The following is a 25,222-nucleotide window of genomic DNA, read 5'->3' as shown; positions in this document are numbered from 1 at the left end:
CGAAATGAACCGCAGTGAACTGGTAGCCGCGCTCTCCGACCGCGCGGAGGTGACCCGCAAGGACGCCGACGGCGTGCTGACCGCCCTCGCCGAGACGGTCGGCGAGATCGTCGCCAAGGGCGACGAGAAGGTCACCATCCCCGGTTTCCTGACCTTCGAGCGCACCGCCCGCGCCGCCCGCGAAGGCCGCAACCCCTCTACCGGGGAGGCCCTGACCATCCCCGCCGGCTTCGGCGTGAAGGTCTCCGCGGGCTCCAAGCTCAAGGATGCCGCCAAGGGCGCGTAGGGCCGCTCGGTCCGGGGCCGGTTGCCGCGTCACCTGCGGGACAACCGGCCCGGCCGCTGCCCGTGAGCGTCACGACTCCTCGACGTGGTGGTCAAGGGGGACCAGCCCGCTCGCGCGCAGGCTTGCGGCGAGACTCTGAGCCTCCGGGCAGGCTTCCGCCTCCATCCCGGAGGGAAGTTCCGGCTGTTCGGGCGTCGCACCTGTGCCGGGCTGGGGCAGAACCCGTGCCTCGGCGATCCTCTCCTCACGCGCGAGTGCGAAGCTGAGCGCATCCTCCTCACCCTCGAACGCGTACTTGCGGACGGTTTTCTCCAACTCACCGAAGAGTCCGGCGCGGCGGGTCATCGTCCGGAAACGCTTCTCCATGCCGAGCAGTTCGCGGGCCATGAGGAACTGCTGCTCGTCGTCACCGCAGACCTCGCGCAGGACACTGATCATCTCCGCCCCGTCGACGAAAGCGGTCTCCTGAGACGGGTCGGGATACGGTTCCCCGGTGGCGGCCTGGTAGATGCCGGGCAGCGAGTCCTCGATCTCGTGCTTGACGTACACCCACTCGTGCCGGATCGCCCGCAGCTCCTCCAGAGTGATCAGCGTCAAATTCCGGACATAGCTCGGCCCATTCGCTCTGATCCACGTCTGCGCCTCCAGCAGCCGGCGCAGCCATTCCTCTCGGGCCTGCTGGAGGTAGGCGCCGTGTACGAGCCGGCCCTTGAAGGGATGCAGCCGCCCGCTCATGCGGCGGAAGTCCCGCAATTCCCGGTCGTCGTCGACGTCCAAGGCGTTGCGCAGCTCCAGCAGCGGCAGCATCCACTCCTTCTCCACGTCATTGCTGATCATGGCGGCCATGGAGCGGTCTTCCGTCACGAGTGTGCAGGTCCAGCAGCCGAACCGGCTGTCGCCGCACGACGGCGTCGTCGAGTCGACGACGAGCGGGCATTCCGCATCCGGCGACGCTCCCTGGTACATCGTCAGCAGGTCCTTGTTGCTGTGGCCCCAAGGGTTCGAGTACTGCATGAGCAGCTGCCACACCTCGTCGCTGGTCAGGTCTTCGACCGGCGAGTACACCAGGGAGTTGGGCAGTGAGGCGTTGGGGCTGAGGCGGTCCCGCACCCGGCGACGCTCGTGCCGTGCCATGGCCCGGGCCCGGGCCCCCGACTCGGCCTTGCGGGTGCCCAGGACCAGGACGGTCTCACCGTGCTCGGCGACCACGGCACGGATGAACGCATTCGAAGGTTTAATCTTCAACCGTTCCGTGCACCACCGGAATTTGGGCCTCGGGGCCGCGTAGCCCCGGCCGATCAGGCACACCCAGAACGAGTCCTCGATCGCCGGCGTCAGCCGGTGCGCCTCGATGGGCAGGCCCTGCTCTTCGGCCGCCCTGCGCATCGCGGCCAGTGAGGCATCCACCCAGGCTGCGACGACGGGGTTCTCCACGCCGGTGTCCGTGCTGATGACGTGGACGACCTTGGTGCGCTCGGCGGCGGGCAGGCCGACGAGCGCCATCCACACGAGCATCAGGCACAGCGTTGAATCCTTGCCGCCGCTGTAGCCGACGACCCAAGGCACGGAGTCAGCGCGATACAGCTCACGGATCTCGTCGAGGATGCCGCGGAGCCACTGCCCCATGCTCCCTCCCGCGAACGGGACGGTGCGCGTGGGGGAGAGGCCCAGGAGTACAGGAGGACGCATACGGAAGCCTTCGTGTAGAAAGCCGGTCGAACCGGCTGCGGTGGCCCGTCCCGCCGGAAGCGAGGCCGGTTCGGACAGGGACGCGGACGGCGCGCCCCTGCCGCAGGAAGCGATCAGTGGTCGTCGTGGATCCTGCGCACGATGGCGGCGGCGGAGGCGCCGAGGGTCTCCAGACTGTCGGAGGTGGACACGTCGGTCAGGACGGTGCGGCTCTCGTCGCGGAGGTTCGCCGAGACGTACAGGTGTCCGTCCTGGACTGCAAGGTTGTACCCGCCGCCGACGTCGTCCCGGTGCTCGATGCACGCGCCGTCGTGCCACTCCCAGGGCTCCGCCGACCAGCCATCGCCGAGCAGCCGGGCGGCGGCGCTCCCGATATCGCTGACGCTGAACCGCGCGGGATCCTGCACGAGGCCCGCTGCCGTGCGCAGCAAGGCGAGCACCGCAGCGGCACCGTGCGCACTCGTGATCTCGATAGACGGCGAGGAGATGTGGCCGTCGTCGCCCGCCCACAGCACCGCGTGGCCGCCGTTCCAGCGGATGTCGGCCACTCCGGGACGGGAGCCGTAGGTGACCGAGGCACCGCCGACCACCTCGGCAGCGAGGGCCGCGAATTCCCGGACCGTTGAGCGGGTCTGCACTGTGCGGGCTTCCAGCTCCGTCACCAGCTTCTTCCAGGCCGGAAGGATCTCCGTGCGGATGGCGTCGGCGACCGCTGCCGGGTCACCTATGGTTCCCGACACCTGCCCGTCGAAGTCCGTGCGCCTGCGCCACACCAGGTCGCCCCGGGATCGGATCTGCACGCGGACCTCGGCGCGCGAACGTATCGGCGAGGTGGTGGAGACACCGAGTTCGATGCCGGGGCCGTCGAGGACGGCGAACGTCGACGAACCGCAGCCTGACGCGCTCCAGCCGGACCCCAGCAACTGGGCGAGCTGGACGGCGTACTGGAGTGCGTAGCGAGCAACGGGCATGGAAGGCTCCTGAAGAAGAGAAGAGAGGTGGTGGGGTGCGGGCACGGGTTAGTTTTGGAACGGGTGCCAGTGGGCCGCCGCTCGGTGCGGGAAGACGGCGGCCACGATCGCGGGCCAGTCCGTTCCGCGGTGCTCACGGGGTGATGCCGGGCGGGCCGTCCAGTCCTGCGCGCCGGTGTCGTCGGCGAGAAACGCCTCACGTAGGCACTCGCCGCACAGGCCGGCGACCGGGGAGGGGTACTGCTGGTCGTCCTCGGCGGGGCGGTCGGGGTGCAGCAGCGCGTGGCGGGACGCCGCTTCGAACAGCATCCGGGGCCAGTTGACGGCCCCGGCTGAGCGTTCGAGGATCGCCGCCGCTCCGTCGCGCATGTCGTAGTAGGCGCTGGTGGGCATGGACTCGTACTGACGGGTCCGGCCGTTCCAGCGCTGGTTGCCGAGGACGTCCTGGGTCAGAACGCGCACGACCGCTTCGCGGTTGGGCATGGGTGACTTTCTGGTGCGGGCCGGTCAGTAGCAGAGCGCGGCGCCGTCGAACCAGGCATGGTCGGGCACCCGCGCGCCGGGGAGGACACCCGAGATGACGGGGCAGGGTGCGAAGGGGACCTCGGCCAGGCGGACTTCGGAGGCGAGCGGCTTCAGTGCCGTGAGCATGTTCAGGAAGTCCTGGCCGATCAACGGGTTCGGACTGGGGAGGTTCATCAGGAGACCGGGGTGCGAGGCGTAGCCGAGCCGCTGGTAGAAGGGCTCCAGCGACGGGCCGTGGATGAGCATCGATAGTCCCCAGCCGGCTTCCCGGTAGCGCCGTTCGGCGCGGCGGATCAGGGCCTTTCCGATGCCTCGCCCGCGGTACTTCGCGTCGACGGCCACCCCCTGGATCATGGTCACGCGATGCACGAGGGCCAGGGTCAGCGGGGATCCTCGGAGTCCCGGGTGCTCCACGAGCCAGTCCGGGGGCCCGGCCAGCAGTGCGCCGACCGGCTTTCCGCGCTGGTCCTCGGCGATGAGGCAGAGGTTGAGGTTGTGGGAGAGCGGGGGTTCGGGAGCCAATCCGAGCATGAGCCGGGCCGAGTGGAAGGGCGAAGGATGATCAGGGTCCGCGTGTCGGATCAGGCTCATGAAGGCCTCACGATCGCGGTGTCCGGCGTCGCGGATGCGGAACGGGGGGCGGGGGCGTCGAGAAGACATACAGGTGGTCCTGAGATGAGGAAGGAGAACGGGCGCCGAGCGCCCTGAAGCGGATACTCGGCGAGCGCCGCATCCGTTGCTCTAACTGTACATGAATAAAAGCAATTAAGCAATACACCTAAGAGTTGTCGGTCGTCCACCGGTCGCCGGTCCGGACGTGGCCGGCGCGCACCCACTTGGCCACGCGGTCGGTGAACTCCGCCCGCGCGAACCCTTGCCCGTCGCGGACGACGAACCCCTCGTCCAACTCGGTGTCCGTCCGGCTCTCGAAGGCTCCAGGCAGAAGGCGGGCGTCTGCGGGGCGGGGGCCCCGCGCGAGCACGGGCACGGTCGGCAGTCCGAGCATGTCTGCCCAGGCCGCCGTCTCGTCCCACGACAGGCAGTCCTCACCCTCCCAGACGGAGAACACCATGAACGGTGGCAGATCCCGCTCGTAGGCGATGGAGTGCGGGACGGTCAGGTCCTCGCCGCACACACGGACGCCCGGCGGGATCGATGGGCACACGGCGCCGGCGAAGGCCCGCATCCGGCTCTGCCACGGCCTGCTGCGCCCTGAGGGGGAATGCCCGTACATTCCGCCCGCGTGAAGAGTCGTGTTGGCTCCGTCCATCTTCATTGTGGTGACGAGTTCGCGGCCCGGCTCGGGAACGAACCGGGGCCAGACGCACCAGACGTCGTCGGCGGTGGCACCCGGAGAGCCCGGCAGATGCGGAGTACGGGGGTAGCGCGGCAGCGGCTCAGTCACGGTAGAGCCCCACGGATGCCGAAGAACCGGGGATCTCGGGGCCGCCCTGTTCGCGGGCGAGGGAGTGCAGCAGTGCGCGGTGGAAGTCGGTGAGATCACCGGTTCGCCACAGTCCGGCCATGCGGCCGGCGCCGAGCACGACGACCGGCCCGCGGAGGGGCTGCGGCGGCACCTGCCGGGTTGCCCGGTGGACCAAGGTGGTGGCCAGTTCGTTGACCGGCAGAATGGCGCCGGGATCGGCGGCGTCCTGCCGGGAGATCACGCACAGGGCCGTCTCACCGTCGGCTGCCGCGAACCGGACGAAGCGCGGGTCGCCGCCCAGTTCGTCGCGCAGTACGGCTTCCTTCAGCGGCCAGGGGCCGGGCACGTGTGTATTGGTGGTGACGGAGTCGGTGTCGATGCGGACTCCGGAGCGAGTGGGTGTCACGGGTGGATCTCCTTGGGTGAAGGGCGGTGCTGGGCATCGGTGGTCGTGGGTGACCAGGTGTCCCGGGTCACCCGGCCGCGCGGTGTGAGCGACCACATCTCGTCGGGCTCCTCGCCGTGCTTCGGGACGGCTTGCGATGCCGTGCGCTTCCAGACGAGCAGACAGGCGGTGGAGTCGGCGTCCGGGAAGTCAGCCATCGGCTTCGCCGACGGCGGCACGGCGTGGTTCACGCCGTCGTAGTAGGTCGGGCCGTGCCGGTGAGCCGCGCGCCACTTGAGGGCCCATTCGGGAATGGCCTGGTTCGGGGCGAACTCCAGCGGGCCGCTTTCGGCCGGCCGCAGCCGACGCGATGGGATGAAGGCGAAATAGACAGTCAAGGGCCTGGAATCTCGTGCGCGGCGTAGTGCCGTGGGTCGGAAGAAGCCAATCTGGCGACGCGGCGGTCAGATCGACGGCATCGCCAACAAGCAGCTGTAGTCACAACCTACTCTATGCAATCCAATTAAGCAATTTGCTTCTCGGTGTCCCCGGCCCTCGCAGCCTGGCATGATCGACACCATGGATGGTCTCGTGATCGCGGCATGTGACGGTGCGTCCAAGGGCAACCCCGGTCCGGCCGCCTGGGCGTGGGTCGTGGCGGACGCTGATGGGTCCCCGGTGCGCTGGGAAGCGGGGCCGCTGGGCATCGGCACCAACAACGTGGCCGAACTGACCGCCCTGCAGAAGCTGCTGGAGTCGACACCGGCCAAGGCGGCGCTCCAGGTGCGCATGGACTCTCAGTACGCGATGAAGGCCGTCACTGTCTGGCTGCCCGGATGGAAGCGAAACGGCTGGAAGACCGCCAGCGGGAAGCCGGTGGCCAACAGGGATCTTGTCGAAAGTATCGACCGTGAACTCCACGGCCGACAAGTCGAATTCGTCTATGTCCCCGCGCATCAGGTCGGCGGAGATCCGCTGAACGCCATCGCGGACCATGCGGCGAGCCAGGCCGCGGTTACCCAGGAGGCAGCCGGAACGGTCCACGGGGCGAAGACGGTTCCCACAGCGCCCCCAGCCGCGCCAGCAGCAGGCCGTGCTGGGAAAGCCACGAGCTCCCGGGCGGCCGGCAGCAGAAAGGCCGGGCGAGGATCCCGGACCATCGCCGCGAAGTTCAACGGCAAGTGCCAGTGCGGCCGCGCCTATGCGGCAGGGAGCCAGATCGCCAAGTCGGCCCGTGGTTGGGGGCACCCGGAGTGCGTGATCAACTGAGGGGCCCCGCACTCCTGCGCTTCCTCAGAACAGGCCCACCTGGCCCGCCTCCGCCAGCTCCTCGCTCCGGGTCCGGGACGCGGGCGAGGTGCCTGCGGGCGCGTGTGGTGCGAGCGCCCGGCGACTGCGCAACTCATCCGCGTTCGCCCGGCGAACCATGACCTCGTGCTCAGCGAGCCCATCGAGGGCCCCCACCGAGTATCCGACGGTGGGCTTCTCCAGATGCGCTCGAAACCGGGCCAGCAACGCCATTCGGTCCGGGCCGTACGCGGCAAGGATGGCAACGACGACTCCGGACGGATGGCGGGTGTCGCGCAGGGTGAAGCCGTCCGGCTGTTGCGCCGCGGGCAGATCCTCCACCTCGTACTGCGACAGCCGTTCGGCACCGAGGCCGGTCAGCGCCTGAGCGACGGTGTGACTCCGGGTGGGACGCACTGCCGCCGTCGCCGGTTGGACCGGCGGCCTGCGAGAGGCCGTCTGGTCGTCGCCGTACGCACCGCCGCCCCCGGGTGACCGGTCCATACCGGACTCACCGGTCTCGACTCCTTGTGGCATGGGCTGTCTCCTCGCGCTGTCAGAGGTTGGCTGGCAGGGGCGGGCCGCCCCTGCCAGCAATGAATCGTGGTGCGGACGTGGCGCTCAAGGCGCGTCGTCAGGGGCACCGCTGGTCTTGGATCCGGGGCAGCCTTCGTGGTCTTCAGTGCAGGCATGCACACCCAGGATCGTGACACCGCCCTCTGCCGTGGCCAGCAGCGCCATGGCCTTTGCCAGGGCTACCCGGGCCGATCTCTGGTGGGTGCCGCCGAACTGCAGATCGTCTCCGTGCGCCGCGATCGTGTCGAGAAGCTCTTCGCGTATGCCGTCGATCTGCTCACGGGATTGTCGGCTCTGCTCCTCGATCGCCAGAGGAACGAGGAAGCACAGGAAGTCGGCAAGGCGGGAGCGAAACAGTGGTCCGGGCAGAAGCGGGCGTACCGCCTCGTCCGAATCCGTCGAGTCAGGCACCCGGATCACCCGGCCGAACACTCCGATCGCGTCACGCGGCATGTTCTGCCTCGCCTTCGCTTTCCTCGGTGACCTGGGTGTCGAGGACCTCAAGCAGCTCGGCGAACCGGGAGTAATCGACGGTGTCCGAGGTGCATGCGTTGTCGAGAATGGCCGGATCGAGGTCCCGGATGTGCCGCTCGATCTGGGTGCGGCTCGGCACGCGGCCCCCGGGTACCTGGAGGGTGAGCTGAACGTCGTGCAGGGTCACCCGCAGGGCCTTCACCTGGACGGTATCGGTGTGGTGGGTCATGTGTGGCTTTCTTGAGAGTGGGGCACCGCAGTCCGGTGCCCCTGATCAGGCGGCGCGCGCCGGCTCGGGCCGCAGCACCGGGGTGAAGCGGGCGTACGGGGCGAAGTCGCTGGCGGTGACGCTGGTCTCGTAGATCGTGGAGCCGACGGCCTCCACCGTGGCGACACCCTTGCGAAGACAGGAGTAGATGCCCTTGAGGAGCGACGTAGCCGATTCGCGGGGCTGGAGTGCCCAGTCCGACTCCGGCCAGCGCGTTTCCACCTCGTATGTGGCAGCCAGCTGGGGAATCGGGGGCATGAGCCCGCTGCTGGTGAGCGTGACCGGCTGCGGCCGGGCCGCGAACCGGGTTCCGTCGAGCGTCCCCCCGCAGCTGTACCAGCCGTTGCCGCTCAGTGCGGCACGGGCCGACGCCATCAGCTGTACCCAGTGCTGCCGCCGGGTGTTGAACCACTCTCCGCCCGTGGGCAGCCGCTCAAGTCCGTCGACGACAGGGCGTACCTCAACGATGTCGGGATCGTCGGGAACGGCGTAGAGCCGTACGCCCGTCGCGGGCTGGGGGCCCTTCAGTACCTGGATGTCGGCCTGGAGAAGAGCGTGAGTCATGCGGTCGACCGTCCCGGTCATCGCGCGGGGGAGGAAGCGCCACCCGATCCCGTCGGGCCCGCACTGCACCGTGAGGATGTGGCCGCTCGCCGTTCCCGAGCACCCGCCGCGTCCCGCGTCGCGCAGATGGAGGCGGAGTGTGTCGAGGACTGTCTCCGCCGCCATGGGACGGCCGCCCCGGAAGGCGCCGTGCTCCTTGCTGAACGGCTGCGCCTCGTATGCCTCGAAGAGGTTGGGCGGCAGTCCTTCGAGGTCGCCGGTCAGTGTCACGGTCAGCGGCACGGAGGGTCGGAGAGGGCGGGAGGGCGTGTAGAGGGCGGACGGAACGCGGACATGCATGAAGATTCTCCGGGAGAGTGTGGCGGGGCGGCGGGAACGGCTGTCCGCCGCGGGTCTGTCTCCGTCCGGCCGGGCTCCGTCAAAGGCGCGTCGGCTCAACGGGCGGGAGAGGAGCGGCATTTCGCCGCTACACACCAACCTACAGAAGTAATTGCAATTATGCAATATCAATTCCGGTGGTTTGACTGACCCGGCACGATCACCCCTGCCTCCCCCGGCCGGCGGTCGGGCAAGTCGGCAGGGAGATACGCGCGCAGGATCCGGCCTCGTCGAACGAACCACCTCCCGGTCGCGGTCACCGACCACCGGTGGGCCTCATCGGCAACTGGCATCTCAGCACACGCCTGGTGGCGCTGTGCCAGCCCCCACGGCCCCAGCGGGCCGGGAGCGCCGAGCAGCAGCCCGTCATCCTCGCCCTCGCACCACAGGTAGGTCACGCCTCCAGCGAGAACCCAGTCACCCGGGCGCAGGACCGCGCCGGGCAGCGCACTGCTGTACGGAACCGGGCCGGGCGCGAAGAAGGGCGCTCCGGCTTCGGCGAGCGATTGCCGCGAGCGGTAAGCGGTGCGTACCTCCTCGTCCGAACCGAAGGGCCGACCGCGCTCGTCGGCCCAGGCACCGTCGCCATCGCGGGTGTACGTCGCGGAACGCAGGGTGAACCGGTCGCCGGTCTCAAGACTGCGTGGCATCGGGGGAAGGAGCAGGGAGTTGGACATGGTTCCTCCAGGGTGAGCCGGCCGCGAAGGGCGTGCGGTGCCGCGGGTTCGTCGCAGAAGCCGGGAAGGCGCAGGCGGCGGCCGTCGAGGTGACGGCCGCCGCGGTGCACCGAGACGGTGGGTGGTGTACGGGTCAGGCGGGCAGCGCGGTGCCATACGGGCGCAGCAGCCTCGGGCCGAAGACGTCCAGGAGGTCCCACTGCTCCGGGTGTGCAGAGTCAGAGAGGAGCATGCACACGGGCTGTTCGGCATCGTTGCCGAAGAACGGGTGCCCGTACAGGTGGAACTGCTCGGGATAGTTGTCGAGGATTAGACCTGCGGCGCGCATCGGCTGCAGGAGGTTCGTCAGGTCATCGCCGGTCCGCGGAAGTCCAGCGGCCCGCCAGACGTGGATGAGCTCGCGGTGGCGGTCCGCGTCGAGCTCTGGAAGAGGGTCGTGGAAGTGGTGAAGGATGCTGCCGTCGGCGGCGCGGATGCTGTGTAGTTCCAGGTCGCGGCCGGTCTCGGCGTCGTAGCTGTCGTTGATGTGGAATACCAGGTAGGCGGCGCCGGGGATCTGGGCCCGCAGCGTGTCGGCGATCAGGAGCGCGAGGCCCTGCGCGTCGTGCTGCTGGTCCTCCTGGGTCCGGCGCCAGGTGATGGGGTCTGCGTAGTGAACGGGCGCACCGCCCAGGGCGTCCCGCAGCCCGCGCACGGCGCGGACCGCCCGCCCTTGGAGAAGGGCGTAGACGACGGGTGCGGCATCACGGTACGCGTCGAGATCGGCGTTCTCGTCAAGGAGCGCCAGGGCGGCCCTGATGTCGTCGGCGAGGTGGCTCGGAGGGCTCGTCGTCATGGTGGTGGAGATCCGTTCGTGCGGTGGCGGGGGAAAGGCCGAGAGGGACGTGGACGTTGAGGGTCAAGGGCGGGGAGCCGGCCGCTGCTCCAGGCGCGCGGAATCGGCACGCGCGTGCTGGGCTGTGTAGCCGGAGTCGCAGTGCGAGTAGCAGTACGCCCCGGCCGGCGCACCGCACCCTTCGCAGCTGTCGTCGAAATCGGAGGGGAGGAAGGGGCGCAGCGGTGTCCCCGCTCGGTCAGGGTGGGTCACTGCTGTGGTTCCGTTCATGCGGGGTGGGGCCGGGCGGCCATGTCGGCGAGGACGTGCGCGGCGAGCCGATGCTCGAACAGCGCTACGACGAGCAGCAGTTGGGTGGTGCTGGCTGCGTAGTCGCGGAAGTGCGTGCTGGTGAGGGCCCTCACGTAGCCCGGCCAGATGCGGTCCGGCCTGCGATCCGGGAGGACTTGGAGATGGTCGGGAAGTGTCTCGCCGTCGGGGCGTACCCAAAGCTGGCTGCTGGGCGATTCCATCTCCTCCTTGGTCCAGCCGCGGTTCTCCAGATAGCTCTCCACCTGGGAGGGCGTCAGTTGGTCGACGGCTGTGCTGTCGAGGAATACGTACTGCTGCAAGAGCAAGGGTGCCTCCGGAGGGCGTGAGGTGTGGTGAGGGGAACGGCGTGCGGGATCAGGCCTTGGTAATGCGGCGTCGGGTGCTCCCCATGCACCCTGCGTGTCGGCAGAAGCGGCTCGCGTCCGCTTTCGAGGCCCAGCTCAACGACGGCTTCGCCAGTCGTCGAGCGAGGCCGCATCCGGCCCAGGGGTCGGGGCCGCTGCGGTAGACGACGGTCCGGTGGAGCTTGCCGCCGGGGGCCGCCTGTGCCTCGCCGACCACCGGGCCGGTGCCGTCCAAGAGGTACGCGGAACTCACTCGTCGTCCTCTTTGGTCTCGCGCCGCCAGGCGCGCTCTTCCCACCGCTTGATCACCCGGCGGGTCTTGCGGCGGCTGTTGCGGCGCCTCTGGCCCCGCATGCCAGCACCCTGGACGTGGGGAAATTCGTCGCGCTCATGGCTGAGGCGCTTGTAGTTCAGGATTGTCAACGAATGATCTCTCGGTTCGTGCGGCCCCGTCGCACCGTGCGGTCGGCGGCCATCGATCCCACGGGTGCGGGCTGGGGTTCCGTGCCCGGCTCCTACGGGATCGGCGAGGGGCGTGGTCGATGCCGCGCCCTGCCTTCTGATCACATCATACATGAAATAAATCAATTAAGCAATTCCTGTTTGGTGGGGAAGGCATTCGGTGAGATCGCACCCGCCCACGCTGCAAGAAACCAGAGCGCCGCATGTCACACGGAGCGCCGTCTGCACACCTCTATGGGCATCACCGGCCATCAGACCAGGGAGACGCGTTGCCCAGCACCTTGACGACCCCGCCCCGTCGTGACAACCCCTTCGACCTCTCCGACACCGTGCCCTCGCTGGACGACCGGACCGCATGGCGCCGTTGGGCCACACGCGAGTCCTACCCCACGGCGATGAGTGAGGTACCCGCGGCTGGCCCGCTCATTCCGGAGGCCAGCGACGCGCAGGCCACCGCCGAGGCGCAGATCATGGCTGCCCTCATCGACGAGTACGGCATGCACCGGCCCTACACCACGGAAGGGCCCTACGGCGTCGTCAGTGTGACGCCCCGGCGGCACGTCCTGAGAATACGAATTTCAAGCAAGCAGCTTCCCCGCTGGTTCCGCGTCCTTACGACGGCGCTCGGCTCCCCCCGATCCACCGGCCTGCCGGTCGAGGTGACGGACGACGGGCTCGCTCTCGCGGTGCTCGGGGCCCGCATCGAGCTCCTGGGCGTCACTGAGGCGCAGTGGCAGAGCGTCGTGGCGAGCACACCCGCAGAAGCTGGCGCACGCCGCCCCCTGGACGAGAGCCTGACCCGGCAGATGTCGGCGACGCTGCGCCGGATCGGCCTGCTGTGGGACGTGGCTGAGCGCTACTCAACTGTCGAACTGCTCCTGGCGGAGCATGCGGGAGCGTCCTATCTGCTGGATGCTTCACCCGGGCCCCACGGCCCCAGCGTGATTCCGCTGTGGACCGCGCTGTCGCTGCCCCTGGAGCTGTGGCCGTGCCCGCCGGCTCCCGCAGTCATCGACGCGCGAGCGGCGGTGCTCGCAGCCGTCAACGCCGCACACCCGTCCCGCGCGGCGACCGACCCGGTGCTGGCTCTCTGCTACCTGGCTGACGTCGAGGCGGCGGAGGCCTCCCTGCGGGCGGCCGAGCATGCTCTGACGGTCGCGCAGTCCGTACTGACCGACCCGACCTACACCTCGGTCTGGGACGGTGGCGGATGGGCCGGCAACTGCCGGCGCCGGGACGGGAGCGAGAAGTTCGTGGCGCACGTGGAGGAATTCCTCCCGCCCGGGACAGAGATCCTGCTCATGGCACCGGAGACCGACATTGTAGAACTCGGACATGTGGTCCTTCGGCCGCATCACACGGAGCTGGGCCCCGAGCGGCTGGTAGGGGATGAGGTCCATGAAGTCCCTCTCTCCTGGGGGACGAGCGCCTACATCGACCTGCTGGACTGGGCGCTGGCCGCGGCAACGAGCCCGCCACCGCGCGAGGTATCACCGGCGCAGCTCAGGGCGGTCGACGACGACGGCGGGCTCCGGGCCGCAGCCAGCCGCGCCGCAGTGCAGATCACCGAGGCGCACGAGGCGATCGAGAGCGCGGCGAAGCACTCGAAGCACCGCCAGCCACACACTCACCGCCTGGTCCAGCAGGTGCGGGTCGCAGCCGACGCCGATCCGAGCTTCCATGACCTAATCCTTGCCGCCCACGAACGCGACGTCCTGAGCATCATTCCGCTGCTCGAATCCCTCACCTACCTCTGGGGAAAGGTGTTCTCCGCCGCCGGCGCGAGCGACGGGCACTGGAACCGAGACGAAGACGGGGAGTTCCCCCACAGCTTCACGGGCACCATCAGCTGCTGGACCGACCTTCCGCCCGCCACCCTCAGCAGCGAGGAGGCCAACACCAGCTCCGTGGACAGCGCGTCGTTCCGCCGCCACCTTGCCGCCCACCGGGCCGCGCTGGACCCCTTCGTCTCCTGTTACCTGGCGGCCGCCGACAGCGCCACCGGAACGCAAGACTTCGAGGACCGCCACCGCGCCGGTGTCGAAGCGCTCCGCCGAGCCGACCTGCCCGCGCTCCAGGCCCTCGACCCGCGGCAGCCTCCCCGCGACAACGGCCGGTTCCTCCGCTTCCTCGCCACCCTGCCGCTGGGCCTGCACGAGCTCGACGCGTGGTTCGACACGGTGTACCCCAGCGGGGAGGCCGCCGCCTGAGCCCGGGGCGGAGCGGGCGAGCCCCGCTCCGCCCCGGGCCACCGCCTCGCACTTCCCCGCCCGTTTCCCCAGGTCCCGACGCTCCTCGGACCCGCCGAAGACCGGGTATCCACCAGTCGGCCAGCCTGGCGAAAGCCCTGTCCGCGAGGCCACTGCCTGGCAAAATGAGCAGCCGGGGAGAATGCACCGGCAACGGTGCTGAGCGAGGAGCAGTGCGTGGGGGCAAAAACGATCAGCGGCAGGTTTTTACTGCTCCCGAACACTCCCCGGACTGGCGGCTTGTCCGAAGTCCGCAAGGCCGTGGACACGACCAGCGAAGAGGGCGACTACGCAGCCGTCAAGCTCCTCAAGCAGCGCGACGACGAAGTCACCCAGATCTTCCTTGAACGGGAGACCGCGGCACTCAGGGCCCTCGACCACCCCCACATCGTGCGAATGCTCGACTCCGGCTGGGATGCCGAGCACGACCGGTACTTCATCGCCCTCGAATGGATCGACGGGAGCCTCAAGGGCGAAATGGCCGAGGGCCGGCCGGTCGCCTGGGCATCCTTTTTCTCCCGCATCGGCAAACCGCTCGCTTCGGCTCTCGCCTACGCGCACGAGCACCAGATCGAGCACCGGGACCTGAAGCCGGGCAACGTCCTGATCGCCGACGACGGCACGGTGAAACTCGCCGACTTCGGCATCGCCAAGATCCTCTCCAAGGCCGTTGTCAGCGACCACACCGTGGCCGGGTACCGCTCCAACCTCTACGCGCCACCGGAACAGGGCGATGCGATCCCCTACGTACGGGACGTATACAGCTTCGCCGTCCTCACGATCCAGGCACTGTCGGGCGGTAAGGCGGCCGACTACCCCGACCTCGCCCCGATCCTCGACGAGCTGGAGCTTGAGACCGAGGTCCGCAACATCCTCCGGTCCTGCATCGACTACGACCCCAAGCTGCGCCCCGCGAACGCGGCCGTACTCGAGTACCAGCTCCTGGAGGCCGAGCAAGTCTGCGGCAGCCGGCAGGCCCGGCGCCGGAACTTCGTGTGGCTGAAGATGACCCGCCGGGCCGCCGAATCCCTCGGCGATGTCTCACAGGACAGCAGCGACATCGACTGGGACCAGGCTCGGTCGGCCGTCCTGGCGGACCTATCCGGCCCGGTCCATGCCGACTACGGCTACAACCAGCAGACCGGCGAGGTCGACAGCGCAACCCTTCGCATCTTCGGGCGCTCCCGCTTCCTGCGTCTGGTCTCCGACGAACACAACCCTGACCGCTGCGTGATCATCTCAGCCGAGGACCGCCCGGAGGAGTGGATGGCCAAACGGCGTGAGCGCTCCGTGCCCGTCGGGCCGGTCCTGACCTGGACCTTCGATGACCCCGGTGAGGACCCCGCCTACGACGGGCTCACCCTCCTGTTGCAGCGCCTCGACACGCATCTCGACCAGCGGGAGAAAGCAGCTCAGGACCGCCAGACCCACAACCTCGGAGACCTCTTCAACGGTTGGCGGCGCCTGCTCGAAGCACGCGAGGAACTCGCCGCCGGCGGACGCCAGCCCCAGGAATACGACCGCGTCGACGGTCACGGCCGCACCCGCGTCTTCCACTTGGCCACGCCGACTGCCACTTCACTGATCGGCGAGGAATGGTCGGTGGCCGCCTACCCCTACAGTCGGCCCGTCGACCGCGGAGAAGTGACCGCCCAGACCGAAGACACCCTCGTCGTCCGCTTCGCCCGCCCCGATGCCGCCCTGCCAGGCCGCGGCGTACTGCTCCCCTTCCTCGGGCCCAGCCAGAGCGCCATCAACCGCCAGCGCGACGCCCTGACCAACGTCGCGGCCGGCCAGAGCGTCAACCCGGCTCTCCGGCAGATCATCGACAACCCGGCCAGCATCACCCACCGGCCGCCCACCGACGTCACCACCTGGTTCCGTGCCGACCTCGACAAGAGCAAGCGCGACGTCGTCGCCCATGCCCTGGGAACCCAGGACCTGCTGCTGGTCGAAGGACCACCGGGCACCGGCAAGACCACCGTCATCGCAGAAATCGTCGAGCAGACCCTCAAACGCGACCCCCACGCCCGCATCCTCATCGTCAGCCAGACCCACATCGCCATCGACAACGCCCTGAAGAAGATCGAGGACGCAGGCATGACCGGCCTCGTCCGCTTGGGCCGCCCGGATGACCCACGCGTTGCCGAGAGCGCCCAGCCCCTCCTCCTCGACCGGCAGGTCAAACGCTGGACCCAGGGCGTACGCACCCGCGCAGAGAAGTACCTCGACGCCGTCGCCGCGGACAACGGGATCGAAGCCCGGCACCTGAAAGCAGCCCTCCTCCTGGAGGAGATCGCCGCTGTCGCCGGCGACCTCGAGCACGTGAGCCGCAAGCTCGACGCCCTTGCCAGCCAACCGGCCCCGGACCGTACTACCTCGGCCCGGGAACTGGGCGAGGAAGTCGTGACCATCCGCGCCCGCCGAGACCAACTCCACGACCAGCGTGCCGATCTGTTCGCCGATGCGCAACGCATGCTTGCCGGGGAACTCACCCTGCGCGAGGATCTCAGCACGGTCGATGCCCGCGATGCAGTCGAAGCTCTCCTGGGACCCGCCGGCCAGGGCCGCGAGCTCATGCGGCTGTTGCGCCTGCAGGGCGAGTGGCTGCAGCGCATCGGCACCGACCAGAACCTGATCACAGCGTTCCTGCGGACCCGCCAGGTCATCGGTGGTACAGCCCTGGGATTCCTCGGCCACCCCGCTGCCCGCGACCTCGAGTTCGATGTGTGCATCTTCGACGAGGCGTCCAAGGCGACCGCCACCGAAGGCCTCGTTCCCCTGGCCAAGGCCAAGCGGTGGGTACTCGTGGGCGACACCAACCAGCTCCCGCCGATCGACGAAGATCTCCTCCGCGACGAGCAGATCATGTGCGACCACCAGCTCATCCCTGACCTGGTGACGACGACCCTGTTCCAGTACCTCGCCAACAACACCGACTTCCCCGTCAAGCACCTGCTGCGCGAGCAGTACCGCATGACGCCGGCCATTGGAAACCTGATCTCCACATGCTTCTACGACGAGAAGCTGCTTTCCCCCAACCACCACAGCCTGCCGGGCTACGACCAGATCAACAGACCCGTCCTGTGGCTCGACACCAGCGAGTTGCCCGGACGGCGTGAGTCGGAGCGCACTGCAGCCGAGACCAGCATTTCCAACCTGCTGGAGTCCAAGCTGGCAGCCAGACGCCTGGAAGTCATCGACCAGGCCATCGACAAGCAGATCATCAAGATCCCCGACGGCCGCCCGTTCGAAGTCCTCGTCATCGCCCCGTACGGACGACAGGTTGAGGAACTCAGCCGCCGTCTGGCCTCCCTCCGGCTCAAGCACATCACCCCCGAGGTCCTGTCCGTCGACGCCGTCCAAGGCCGCGAATGCGACCTGGCAGTCTTCTCGGTCACCCGGAGCAATGCCCGCTCCCAGTTCGGATTCCTCGGCCAGCCGTACTGGCGCCGCATCAACGTCGCCCTCTCCCGCGCCCGCTACGGCCTCATCGTCGTCGGAGACGCCGCCTTCTGCCGCAGCAAACCCGGCGCCCTGCGCGACGTCCTCGACTACATGAGCTCCCACCCCGAGGACTGCGAGATCCGCAATGCCTACCTTTAGCCCCGACAGCCTCCTCGCGGTCCGCTTCCACAACGCCCGCCCCGGCCTCGAACTCGCCGCGATCATCGACGCTGCACTTCCGGTCGCACTGATCACCGCAGACGTCCTGGCCCAGGACCGCAAGCGCCTGGCGCTGCTCGATGAGTTCGTCCTGCGCTTCGTCAACAACAAGGTCCCCAGCGAAACCGCCATCGCGGGGATGCTCGGCCTCTCCGAACGCATGGTCAGCCAGACCGTCGCCGACCACTTCAGCGCGGACAACCTCACCTACGCCCTCCCAGCCCCCAGCCAGCCCGGCATCCGCACACTGCGACTGACCGCCCGCGGCGAACAGACGGCCCGCGAGATGGCCGCCATCACCCCCGTACGAGTCGACCAGCCTGTCGTCTACGACCAGCTCCTGGGCAAGGTGCGCCCCTACGACCGGCACACCGTCATTCCCCGCGGGCAGGCCGAGGAAGCCGGGATGCTGATACTGCCCGCTGTCCACGGAGCGCTGGTGGAGATCGGCGACATCAGCGCTGGCGACATCAACGCCTTGCTGCGCGAACGCGGCAACACCGACCGCGAAGTCCTCCAGGTCCGAGACGTCACCCAGGCCAAGGCCCGGCGAGTCATGCCGGCAAAGCTCCTCGTGTACGCCGACTCGGACCGCACCGACATCCAACTCGGCGTCGTCGTTGACGGGGAACTCAGCCACCATCACGAGATCACTCTGATCGGTCTCGGCGGGGCTGCCTTCCTCGGCATCGTCGTTGAGCCGGCCGCCGAGCGGCCCGCCCTGGAACCCGAACTGGAAGAGGCCCGAGTCGCCCTGCCGGAAGTCACCCAGCAGCGCGCCGAGCAGGCGGCACTGCAACTCGGCTCCGCACCACCCGCGCCGGCCGTCCCCGCCGAGCCCGGCCCCCAGTACGACGAGATCCGGGCCATCGGCGTCTTCGAACATCCCGAATTGCTCGACGACGCTCTCACCCAAGCCCGTCGCAGGCTCCTGATCATCTCACCGTGGATCAAGAATGCGATCGTCACCACGGAGTTCCTCAGCAAACTGGAAAGCCGCCTCACCCGCGGGGTTCGCGTTCACATCGCTTACGGCTACGACGACAGCGATGCCAAGACGGACCAAGGCGCGGTCCGGAAACTCACCAACCTCGCCGCCCGGTACCCCGCCAAGTTCACGTTCAGCCGGCTCAAGAGCACCCACGCCAAGGTCCTCGTCTACGACGACGTCTGGGTCACCACCAGCTTCAACTGGCTCAGCTTCCGAGGAGACCGTGACCGTACCTACCGCATGGAGGAAGGCAGCCTTGTACGCAACCGGCAGATCACCGACACCCAGCACGCCCGATACGTCGAGCTGATCGACCAACAAGGCTGGTAGAACCCTGTCCGACCCCGGAATGTCAGTGGCCACGGCTACGGTCAGCGGCATGACCTCGATACCTTCGGCCACCCCCACCGGCTGGCTGCTGCGCGTCTCCGCGACTTCGGCCCCCGCAGACCCCGAGAACTTCGAACAACAGCGGCAACTTCTGCGGGCCGTAGCCGGGTTCGACCCCAACACCCGCATCTGGACGGCGTACATCGGACAGCTGGACATCCGAGCGCTGGACGTCCTGCAGCAGCTGTACGACGCAGCCCGCCGCTTCAGCACCGAGGTTCATCTCGAACCCGTCGCTGCGCCGTCGACGTGGGAAGGCCCCACGTTTACTGCCGACGGCGACGTAGCCGCTCTCCTTGCAGCGCGAGCTGATCAGGGGCGGGCGCTCGGCCAGCTGCACATCCACTGAGCCCCGGTCGCCACGCGCGGCCCCCGCCAGGGGCAGCGGCTGTGACGTTGGCTCACGCAAGACCTGGCATGCTCACCGGCCCATCGTGTCTGAGGCCGTTGCCTTAGAAGTCATCTCATTTGGCGAGTCGGCGGTAGCAGATGAGGGTGCAGGCGATGCTGGTGAAGGCGAGGAAGTGGTCGGCCTTGCGTTCGTAGCGGCGGTGGAGTCGTCGGCAGCCGGCGAGCCAGGACATGGTGCGTTCGATAGTCCAGCGGTGTCGCCCGAGTCGCTGTGAGGTCTCGATGCCTTTGCGCGCGATGCGGTGCCGGATTCCGCGTCGGGACAGCCATTGCCGCAGGTGGCGGTAGTCGTATCCCTTGTCGGCGTGGAGCTTGCCGGGCCTGCGCCGACGGGGGCCCCGGCGGGAGCGGATGGGTGGTATGCCCTTCACGAGCGGGACCAGGGCCTGGCTGTCGTGGACGTTGGCGCCGGATACTGCGATAGATATGGGCAAACCGGTCCGCTCGGTGATCAGGTGGATCTTCGACCCGTACTTGCCCCGGTCAACAGGATTCGGACCTGTCAGGTCCCCCTTTTCAGGGCCCGCATGTTCACCGAGTCGATCGCGCACCTCGACCAGTCCAGCTCGCCGCGGCACCCGAGTTCGTCGAGGACCAGGCGGTGCAGCTTGGCCCAGACCCGTGCCTTCGTCCACTCGGTGAATCTGCGGTGGGCTGTCGCACCGGACGGACCGAACGACGCCGTGGGCAACTGCTGCCACGTGCAGCCTGACGCGGCCACGAACACGATCGCCGCCAGGACCTCCCGATCACCGTGACGACGCCGACCGCCACCTTGCGGCCGCGACGGCGCCTCCGGCACCACCCGCTGGAACAACTCCCACAACTCGTCCGGCACCAGCCGCTCAACGATTCCCGCCATGGCCAGCAGCCTACCTAGCCAATTGAGATGACTTCTTAGATGGCGGAACCGCCCGAAATCGGGCCTGCGCCGCACTCCAGCTCAGATTCGTCCGCCGCGGCATGTCACACGGAGGACCGTCGCCACACCTCTATGGGCGCAAGGACACACCACCGCGCACCCGAGGACGGCTGTCATGAAGAACGCCATCGCCGAGAGGCGACACACAGATCAGGTCGAGGCTCCGCCTCGCGGAGCTCTGGAGCATCGACGCCAGCCCGTCGCCCGCAGCAACGCCCGCCACGCGTGGGAGAAAGCGCGCGTCCGGCAGCCGCTTGCAGAACGTCGGGCGACCGGGGCGACGGAGCGTGACACCGGGCTCCAGAAGCCGGAACTCTCGTTCTCCGCCGAGTACCGAGAGATCGAATCGCCCAGCCACGTGGCGACGAACTTCGGAGTTCCTTCCGGGACTCTCGTACTCGAGCGGAACTACCGAACGCGCTACCTGGCGGAACCGCATTCCCTCGGAATCGTCCGGTCCTACCTCCTGCGAAACGATATCGCCGCGAACCCGGCACTGCTCGACAGCACTAACGAGCCTTGGCCGGGCGGCACCCAGTCGCAACTTGAAACCGTTGGAATTGAATTCGAGCGAATTACCGAGCGCGTCACGGCACGGGCAGCCAACGCGGAAGAATCCGTAGAGCTGGGCCTTCGCGAACACGAGCCAGTCCTCGTGCTGGAGAAGGTTGCGCGGGACACTGCCGGGATCGTGGTCGAGGTAGCCCATATCGTCCTTCCTGCAGACAGGACAACCCTCGAATTCGTGACCCCGCTTGACCGGTGGTGAAGCAACGGGGATCAGCGCCGCCAGGCAGGCCACGTGGCAGGCATGGTGTCGAGCACCGGAGGAGGGCGGCACATCAAGCGTTGCCGGCCGCGGATGCGGATAGGCGCCAGGTACGAGCGGACTGTCCGGAGTGAGGGGTACCGATCTGCCGCGGGGGCGGCGCCACGGTAGATCAGTACCCTCCGGCGGGCTCGGGGATGTACAGACGCGGGTGGCCAGAGCGCCAGTCGACATTGACGAGTGGGCAGTCGGCATCCAACTGCCAGACGCCAGGCCGATCGTCGTCGGAACGCTGGTAGTGGGCGTCCAGGCGGAGAACCCGGACGACGTCAGGCCGTCCCTGATCGTCTGATCGCAAAAGGTGGAGCACAGGGTGGCGGGCCAGCACGGCGAAGCCGGCCGCGGCAATGTCGTGGCCCCAGCTTGGCGGCACCCAGAGCTGCACGTATACGGGACCGGCGTCACGGGTCGAGTGGGTGAAGCCGCTGTCGGACACTAGATCCGAGGCGGTGGTGGCGAAGCTGACCGCGAAACCAAGGGCCGGGCTGGGCAGACGCGGGTCATCGGGACCGACCTCGACCGGTTCCTCGGGGTCGAGGAAGGTGTTGCGCTCCCGAACGATCTCGCGGACAGCGCTCTCGAGATCGCCGTTTCCGCTGTTCCGCTGCGTAAGGGCGCGACGCATATGCAGGAGAGACGTGGAGGCGAGCGCGGCACCCAGTTCCGCTCGAACCGCGGCGAGTTGAAGCGGGTCGAGTCCAGCGGGCGGCTCCTCTTCGGCATGGGTGTGTTGCTGCACGTGGTCGACCAGGCGGTGCGGGTCGAGTAGAGCCCGGTATCCGCCGTCGACGGGCGGCGGACCGATCTCCGTTGCGACGGCGGTCGCCTGGTCCGCGGCGAGCAGGAGCGCCAGGACAGCGCGCATAGCGGCGGCATGCCGGTGAGCGGCGGAATCCTGTCCTGGGCCGCTGTCGGCCAGACCTGCGAGGTAGGCCCGCGCGGCAGCCGTCAGTGAGACGGCATGGGTGGCAAGGAAGCCGGTGAACGCGGCCGAGTCGACGGCAGCACGGTTTGCGGGCTCGGCGGCGGTGGGGCGGGGAGCCTCCAGATACTGAAGGAGCCCGGCTGCGGCGCTTGCCGCCGTGCCGTCCGGGAGGACGTGAGGCAGAGAAACCCATGACCTGCCGCTGCTGGGGCTGTCTTTCAGGAGCTCGTCACCCCACCACCCAACGACACCGTTCAGCACGTCGCCGAGACTCACGTGCCACACCGGCACCGGGGCGGACGGACGAACCGGGATCAGGAGACGCCCGTCGCGGCGGGCACCTCCTGGGGTGCAGCGCAGCTGCTGCACTGCATGGTCCGCATGCCACTTGGCGAAGCCGACACCGCTGGCTCCACCGCACCCGTATGTGTGGGTCGCCCCGTGAGGTGGAGTCTCGCCGACGTTCCAGGAGGAGCTGCCGGAGACGGACAGGGGGAGCAGCAGGCTCCGGACTGCCGCTCCCGATTCTTCCTTCACTGTGGCCGTGAGCGGGGCGGTAGCACCCGGGAGAGTCTCGACCGCGCGCCAGCGCCCCGGGCCGGCCTCCTGCCACGAGAGTGGTGGAGCCTGCGGCGTTCCTGCTACCTCGGCGAGGACAGCGCTCAGATAGGTCAGCCGCCAGACCAGAGCCGCTCGCAGAGCCGCGTAGCCCGCCGTGCCCCAGGCCGAGGGCGGATCGTCGATGAGCGCCACCAGCTCGAGTTCCGCCGCCGCGCGCAGAGATTCCTGCCGGGCGCCCCGGTCCACAGCGAGCTCGGCGCTCGCTGCCGCATCCGGCTCGCCGCCGTGGGCCTCCACGGCATCGGCCACCGCTTCCAGCACCCACTCGCGCGGCACGATTCCCAGGACCGCGCTGCGCAGGGTCTCGCCATCCAGCTTTTCGGCGTAGCGGCACAGGCTCCGGTGCACCGACCGGGCGGGTGGAGCCAAGGCCTCGACATCGCTGCGCGGTCTCAGCCGGCCGTGCCACACCCAGATCCGCGCGAGTTCTATCCAATCGGGCAGCTGCGGTTCTTCGGCGACCAGGTCCAGCGCGGTGGTCAGCGCTGCCCGTGCCGGGTCACTGTTGAGGCCGGGTTGCCCTGTGAACCGGAGCAGCCCGTCGGCCAGAGCGTCAGGATCGCAGCCGAACGACGCAGCTGCACGATGACGTCGCATATCGGGGAGGACAGACTCGGTCATGCGCACTCCACCTCGACCGTCCAAAGCAAAGAGGCCGAACAGCCACGTCGGCACCACGAGTTGATGCTCTCCCGTGCGTTCATCACCAGGTTATTGTTGCACCGGATCCGAGCCTATTCGGCGGCGGAGCCAGGTCCGGGGAGAGGTGACCGCCTGAAGGTGAATCTCGACGCATCGGGCACGAAAATGATCAAACGTGATCACTTCCCCGCTGCTTCCTGCTCGGCGTCGGCAACGCCGCCCTTCACGGCATCACGGTCCCCTAAAGTCGCAGTGACCAGGGGAGGCGTCGTGGGCAAGGCGAGCAGGGCAAAGCGGAACCGCAGGGGACAGCACCACCACACGGGCCGCACGCTCGGAGAGCCGGACGTCATCCTGCCCAGCAGCGGTGAGCACAGCCTGGCCAGCGGCTACTCCCTGGGCATGTACACCTACGGCAAGCAGCTCGTCTCGGGCCAGATGCCCGAATGGCTCCAGTGGGCCGATCCGCTGGATCTGCTCTTCATTGGACTCTCCTGCGAGCCGGGCTACCTTCCGGAAGACGGCGAGTACGTTCTGGCGAACGGACGCGAGGCGTGGCTCGACAAGCTCCGGCCCACACCCTCGTGGGAGGGCGTCGAGGACCTGGTGCGCCTGATGGTGCGCTTCGCCGCCGAAAGGCAACTGCCTATCGACAGCTCCGACTTCCACCTCCACTTCGCTCAGCGGCTGGCTACCGAGACCACACTGGCCTGCCGCCGCCCACTGCCGGCTGACCTGCGCCCCGCCAGCGCCCTGGCCGACAGCCGGACGATCGCCGAACCCCAGGCCTTCGCCCGTGCCGTGGCAGGCCGTCCGATGGCCGACGGCAGCGAACTGGCCGACCTCCTCCGCCTTGCCGAAGTCGACCTGGACGTTCCCTGGGACACCACCCCCCAAGACGCCCTGCGCCTGGGTATGCGCCGGCTGAGGCGCTGGAGCATGCCGAGCCAGATTGTTCCCGCACTCGCACTGTTCGCTGGGATTCACGGCTTCGACGACCAGGACACTGCCGACTTCCCGGCCTTCGGCGCGCGGGCCTCAGCCTGGCTGACAGGCATCCCTGAGGGCACGCCCTTCGCCGAGCTCGCGGACACGGTCTGCGCAGGGGTGGCCGAGCGACGCGCAGCAGCCGACATCCTGCGCGAGATCCTGGCGATGCCGCAATCAATGCTGCCCGTCCCGGAGGAGGACTGGGCATGGAGGTCATCGGCGGGCCTGGCCGCCGTTCGTGAGGCAACCGCACTGGGCCTGAGCCCGCTGACCCGCCGCGGCCAGATCATCCCGATGGACCCCGTCCAGGACGCGATCATGGCGGCCCTCGAGGACGAGCAGGAGGCGATGGCCCTACGCAGCACTCAACGGGACGCTTTCGGTCGGGCGCTGCCCGACGACGGATGGTTCGCCCAGGCCCGACGCCTGGCCGCGCGGGAGACCGTCGCACCACCGCGCTTCTCCGCCGCAACCGCCTATGCCACGGAGCGCACCGGTCTGATGCCGCCATTTCCCGCCGGATTCCCCGACCCGGAGCATCAAGAGCGGTGGGATCAGGCGGTCGCCGAATACTGCAGAGACCACTCGGGCGCCGATCACGACGCTACCGTCGAAGGCCTGCGCCGAGCGCAGCAGATGCTGGCGTTCGAGACCTTTGTCGCGCACCGCCATCCTCGCCTCGGCCAAGCCGTCGTTGCCGACCTGCAGGCCCAACCGAACAACTGGCGCGCGGACATGCTCGTCACCGGGTTCCCCTGCGACGCAGCGGACGAACTTGCCCAGCCGGCCGTCCGTGCCCGCCTGGATGAACTCGCGCGGGCCTTCGACGTCGCCGCCTCCAGCATCAAGGAGGCAGTCGACTTGGTGGCTGCCAACCCGTCAGGACTGACCTCCTTGGACAGCCAGGAATCCGCGCGCTCCCTGGCGCCCGCCTTCTTCTGCGCCCTCACAGTCGTTCTTCACGCGAACTGACGCCAACGCCCGCTCATGTGGGCCGGAAGGCGGCGTGCCCCGGCGGAACGGCAGAGGTTTTCTGTCCTCTCCGGGGCCAGAAGTATTTCGAGGCGATCTCGCTTCCAGCCGCGGGAAATATAGCCGTACCGCTGATGACCTGCTGGTGCATAGGG

The 25,222-nt window shown here is 68.5% G+C and carries 26 protein-coding genes; 8 read left to right on the top strand and 18 right to left on the bottom strand.

The annotated features are described in order from the left end of the window. The first annotated feature begins 4 nt into the window (after positions 1 to 4). Positions 5 to 286: an HU family DNA-binding protein gene (locus tag OG413_RS43765; protein ID WP_266815594.1), complete on the top strand. Its 282-nt coding sequence runs from the start codon at positions 5 to 7 to the stop codon at positions 284 to 286. 69 nt (positions 287 to 355) lie between these two features. Here the strand turns inward: OG413_RS43765 and dndC are convergent, their stop codons facing one another. From dndC to OG413_RS43730, 7 genes are all read right to left on the bottom strand, one after another. Further along, positions 356 to 1,912 (bottom strand): DNA phosphorothioation system sulfurtransferase DndC, encoded by a 1,557-nt coding sequence (dndC, locus tag OG413_RS43760; protein ID WP_266815593.1) that lies wholly within the window; start codon positions 1,910 to 1,912, stop codon positions 356 to 358. Positions 1,913 to 2,088: 176 nt separating this feature from the next. Continuing rightward, entirely contained in the window at positions 2,089 to 2,946 is an 858-nt protein-coding gene (locus tag OG413_RS43755; RefSeq protein ID WP_266815592.1) for a hypothetical protein, read from the bottom strand. 48 nt (positions 2,947 to 2,994) lie between these two features. Continuing rightward, positions 2,995 to 3,429, bottom strand: a complete 435-nt coding sequence (locus OG413_RS43750) for a hypothetical protein (protein WP_266815591.1) — start codon at positions 3,427 to 3,429, stop codon at positions 2,995 to 2,997. Between the two features lie 24 nt (positions 3,430 to 3,453). Beyond that, a complete protein-coding gene (locus OG413_RS43745) occupies positions 3,454 to 4,062 on the bottom strand; it encodes a GNAT family N-acetyltransferase (protein ID WP_266815590.1) in 609 nt (202 codons plus the stop codon). A 187-nt stretch (positions 4,063 to 4,249) separates the two neighbouring features. Then, complete coding sequence (locus OG413_RS43740; RefSeq protein ID WP_266815589.1) at positions 4,250 to 4,876, bottom strand: RNA ligase family protein; 627 nt, start codon at positions 4,874 to 4,876, stop codon at positions 4,250 to 4,252. Then, the gene (locus OG413_RS43735) at positions 4,869 to 5,303 is read right to left on the bottom strand and encodes a hypothetical protein (protein WP_266815588.1); all 435 of its coding nucleotides are present in this window, start codon (positions 5,301 to 5,303) and stop codon (positions 4,869 to 4,871) included. The genes OG413_RS43740 and OG413_RS43735 overlap by 8 nt, the downstream gene beginning before the upstream one ends. Further along, positions 5,300 to 5,680 carry a hypothetical protein gene (locus tag OG413_RS43730; RefSeq protein ID WP_266815587.1) on the bottom strand — a complete coding sequence of 127 codons (381 nt, stop codon included), beginning with the start codon at positions 5,678 to 5,680 and terminating at the stop codon, positions 5,300 to 5,302. Before OG413_RS43730 ends, OG413_RS43735 begins: the two co-directional genes overlap by 4 nt. Before the next feature lie 181 nt (positions 5,681 to 5,861). Between OG413_RS43730 and OG413_RS43725 the strand changes: the two genes are divergently transcribed. Further along, complete coding sequence (locus OG413_RS43725) at positions 5,862 to 6,551, top strand: ribonuclease H (RefSeq protein ID WP_266815586.1); 690 nt, start codon at positions 5,862 to 5,864, stop codon at positions 6,549 to 6,551. Positions 6,552 to 6,575: 24 nt separating this feature from the next. On the opposite strand, the gene OG413_RS43720 is transcribed toward OG413_RS43725, so the two are convergent. The 9 genes from OG413_RS43720 to OG413_RS43680 form a co-directional block, all read right to left on the bottom strand. Beyond that, a complete protein-coding gene (locus tag OG413_RS43720) occupies positions 6,576 to 7,106 on the bottom strand; it encodes a hypothetical protein (RefSeq protein WP_266815585.1) in 531 nt (176 codons plus the stop codon). An 84-nt stretch (positions 7,107 to 7,190) separates the two neighbouring features. Beyond that, positions 7,191 to 7,598, bottom strand: a complete 408-nt coding sequence (locus OG413_RS43715) for a hypothetical protein (RefSeq protein ID WP_266815584.1) — start codon at positions 7,596 to 7,598, stop codon at positions 7,191 to 7,193. Beyond that, on the bottom strand, positions 7,588 to 7,848 hold the full coding sequence (locus OG413_RS43710; RefSeq protein ID WP_266815583.1) for a hypothetical protein: 261 nt from the start codon (positions 7,846 to 7,848) through the stop codon (positions 7,588 to 7,590). Before OG413_RS43710 ends, OG413_RS43715 begins: the two co-directional genes overlap by 11 nt. Positions 7,849 to 7,893: 45 nt before the next feature. Next, positions 7,894 to 8,790 carry a hypothetical protein gene (locus OG413_RS43705; RefSeq protein ID WP_266815582.1) on the bottom strand — a complete coding sequence of 299 codons (897 nt, stop codon included), beginning with the start codon at positions 8,788 to 8,790 and terminating at the stop codon, positions 7,894 to 7,896. A 167-nt stretch (positions 8,791 to 8,957) separates the two neighbouring features. Continuing rightward, complete coding sequence (locus tag OG413_RS43700) at positions 8,958 to 9,506, bottom strand: hypothetical protein (RefSeq protein ID WP_266815581.1); 549 nt, start codon at positions 9,504 to 9,506, stop codon at positions 8,958 to 8,960. 133 nt (positions 9,507 to 9,639) lie between these two features. After that, positions 9,640 to 10,341, bottom strand: coding sequence for a hypothetical protein (locus OG413_RS43695; protein ID WP_266815580.1), 702 nt, complete (start codon positions 10,339 to 10,341; stop codon positions 9,640 to 9,642). Between the two features lie 266 nt (positions 10,342 to 10,607). Then, positions 10,608 to 10,958 carry a hypothetical protein gene (locus OG413_RS43690; protein ID WP_266815579.1) on the bottom strand — a complete coding sequence of 117 codons (351 nt, stop codon included), beginning with the start codon at positions 10,956 to 10,958 and terminating at the stop codon, positions 10,608 to 10,610. 49 nt (positions 10,959 to 11,007) lie between these two features. Next, a complete protein-coding gene (locus OG413_RS43685) occupies positions 11,008 to 11,250 on the bottom strand; it encodes a hypothetical protein (protein WP_266815578.1) in 243 nt (80 codons plus the stop codon). Continuing rightward, positions 11,247 to 11,420: a hypothetical protein gene (locus OG413_RS43680; protein WP_266815577.1), complete on the bottom strand. Its 174-nt coding sequence runs from the start codon at positions 11,418 to 11,420 to the stop codon at positions 11,247 to 11,249. The genes OG413_RS43685 and OG413_RS43680 overlap by 4 nt, the downstream gene beginning before the upstream one ends. Before the next feature lie 308 nt (positions 11,421 to 11,728). Here OG413_RS43680 and OG413_RS43675 point away from each other — a divergent pair, with 308 nt between their 5' ends. The 4 genes from OG413_RS43675 to OG413_RS43660 all read left to right on the top strand — a co-directional run bounded on the left by OG413_RS43675 (position 11,729) and on the right by OG413_RS43660 (position 19,104). Then, positions 11,729 to 13,669: a hypothetical protein gene (locus tag OG413_RS43675; RefSeq protein WP_266815576.1), complete on the top strand. Its 1,941-nt coding sequence runs from the start codon at positions 11,729 to 11,731 to the stop codon at positions 13,667 to 13,669. Between the two features lie 279 nt (positions 13,670 to 13,948). Further along, complete coding sequence (locus OG413_RS43670; RefSeq protein ID WP_266815575.1) at positions 13,949 to 17,314, top strand: serine/threonine-protein kinase; 3,366 nt, start codon at positions 13,949 to 13,951, stop codon at positions 17,312 to 17,314. Further along, a complete protein-coding gene (locus OG413_RS43665; protein WP_266815574.1) occupies positions 17,301 to 18,695 on the top strand; it encodes a phospholipase D-like domain-containing protein in 1,395 nt (464 codons plus the stop codon). The genes OG413_RS43670 and OG413_RS43665 overlap by 14 nt, the downstream gene beginning before the upstream one ends. A 49-nt stretch (positions 18,696 to 18,744) precedes the next feature. Continuing rightward, positions 18,745 to 19,104: a hypothetical protein gene (locus tag OG413_RS43660; RefSeq protein WP_266815573.1), complete on the top strand. Its 360-nt coding sequence runs from the start codon at positions 18,745 to 18,747 to the stop codon at positions 19,102 to 19,104. Between the two features lie 115 nt (positions 19,105 to 19,219). On the opposite strand, the gene OG413_RS43655 is transcribed toward OG413_RS43660, so the two are convergent. After that, positions 19,220 to 20,028 (bottom strand): IS5 family transposase gene (locus OG413_RS43655; protein WP_266815542.1). Its coding sequence is split into 2 segments (ribosomal slippage): positions 19,220 to 19,681 and positions 19,684 to 20,028, totalling 807 coding nucleotides; the frame shifts between segments, so codons are not numbered across the junction. Between the two features lie 175 nt (positions 20,029 to 20,203). On the opposite strand from OG413_RS43655, the gene OG413_RS43650 reads away from it, so the two are divergent. Further along, positions 20,204 to 20,857, top strand: a complete 654-nt coding sequence (locus OG413_RS43650) for a UTRA domain-containing protein (protein ID WP_266815572.1) — start codon at positions 20,204 to 20,206, stop codon at positions 20,855 to 20,857. Positions 20,858 to 21,029: 172 nt separating this feature from the next. Here the strand turns inward: OG413_RS43650 and OG413_RS43645 are convergent, their stop codons facing one another. Continuing rightward, positions 21,030 to 23,084, bottom strand: coding sequence for a hypothetical protein (locus OG413_RS43645; RefSeq protein WP_266815571.1), 2,055 nt, complete (start codon positions 23,082 to 23,084; stop codon positions 21,030 to 21,032). Between OG413_RS43645 and OG413_RS43640 the strand changes: the two genes are divergently transcribed. Then, on the top strand, positions 23,049 to 25,067 hold the full coding sequence (locus tag OG413_RS43640) for a hypothetical protein (RefSeq protein WP_266815570.1): 2,019 nt from the start codon (positions 23,049 to 23,051) through the stop codon (positions 25,065 to 25,067). The two genes, OG413_RS43645 and OG413_RS43640, sit on opposite strands and share 36 nt — an antisense overlap. The last annotated feature ends 155 nt before the right edge of the window (positions 25,068 to 25,222 follow it).

Source organism: Streptomyces sp. NBC_01433, from assembly GCF_026340105.1.
In the GTDB taxonomy this organism is placed as follows: domain Bacteria; phylum Actinomycetota; class Actinomycetes; order Streptomycetales; family Streptomycetaceae; genus Streptomyces.
This window is presented reverse-complemented; position numbering and strand designations above follow the sequence as displayed.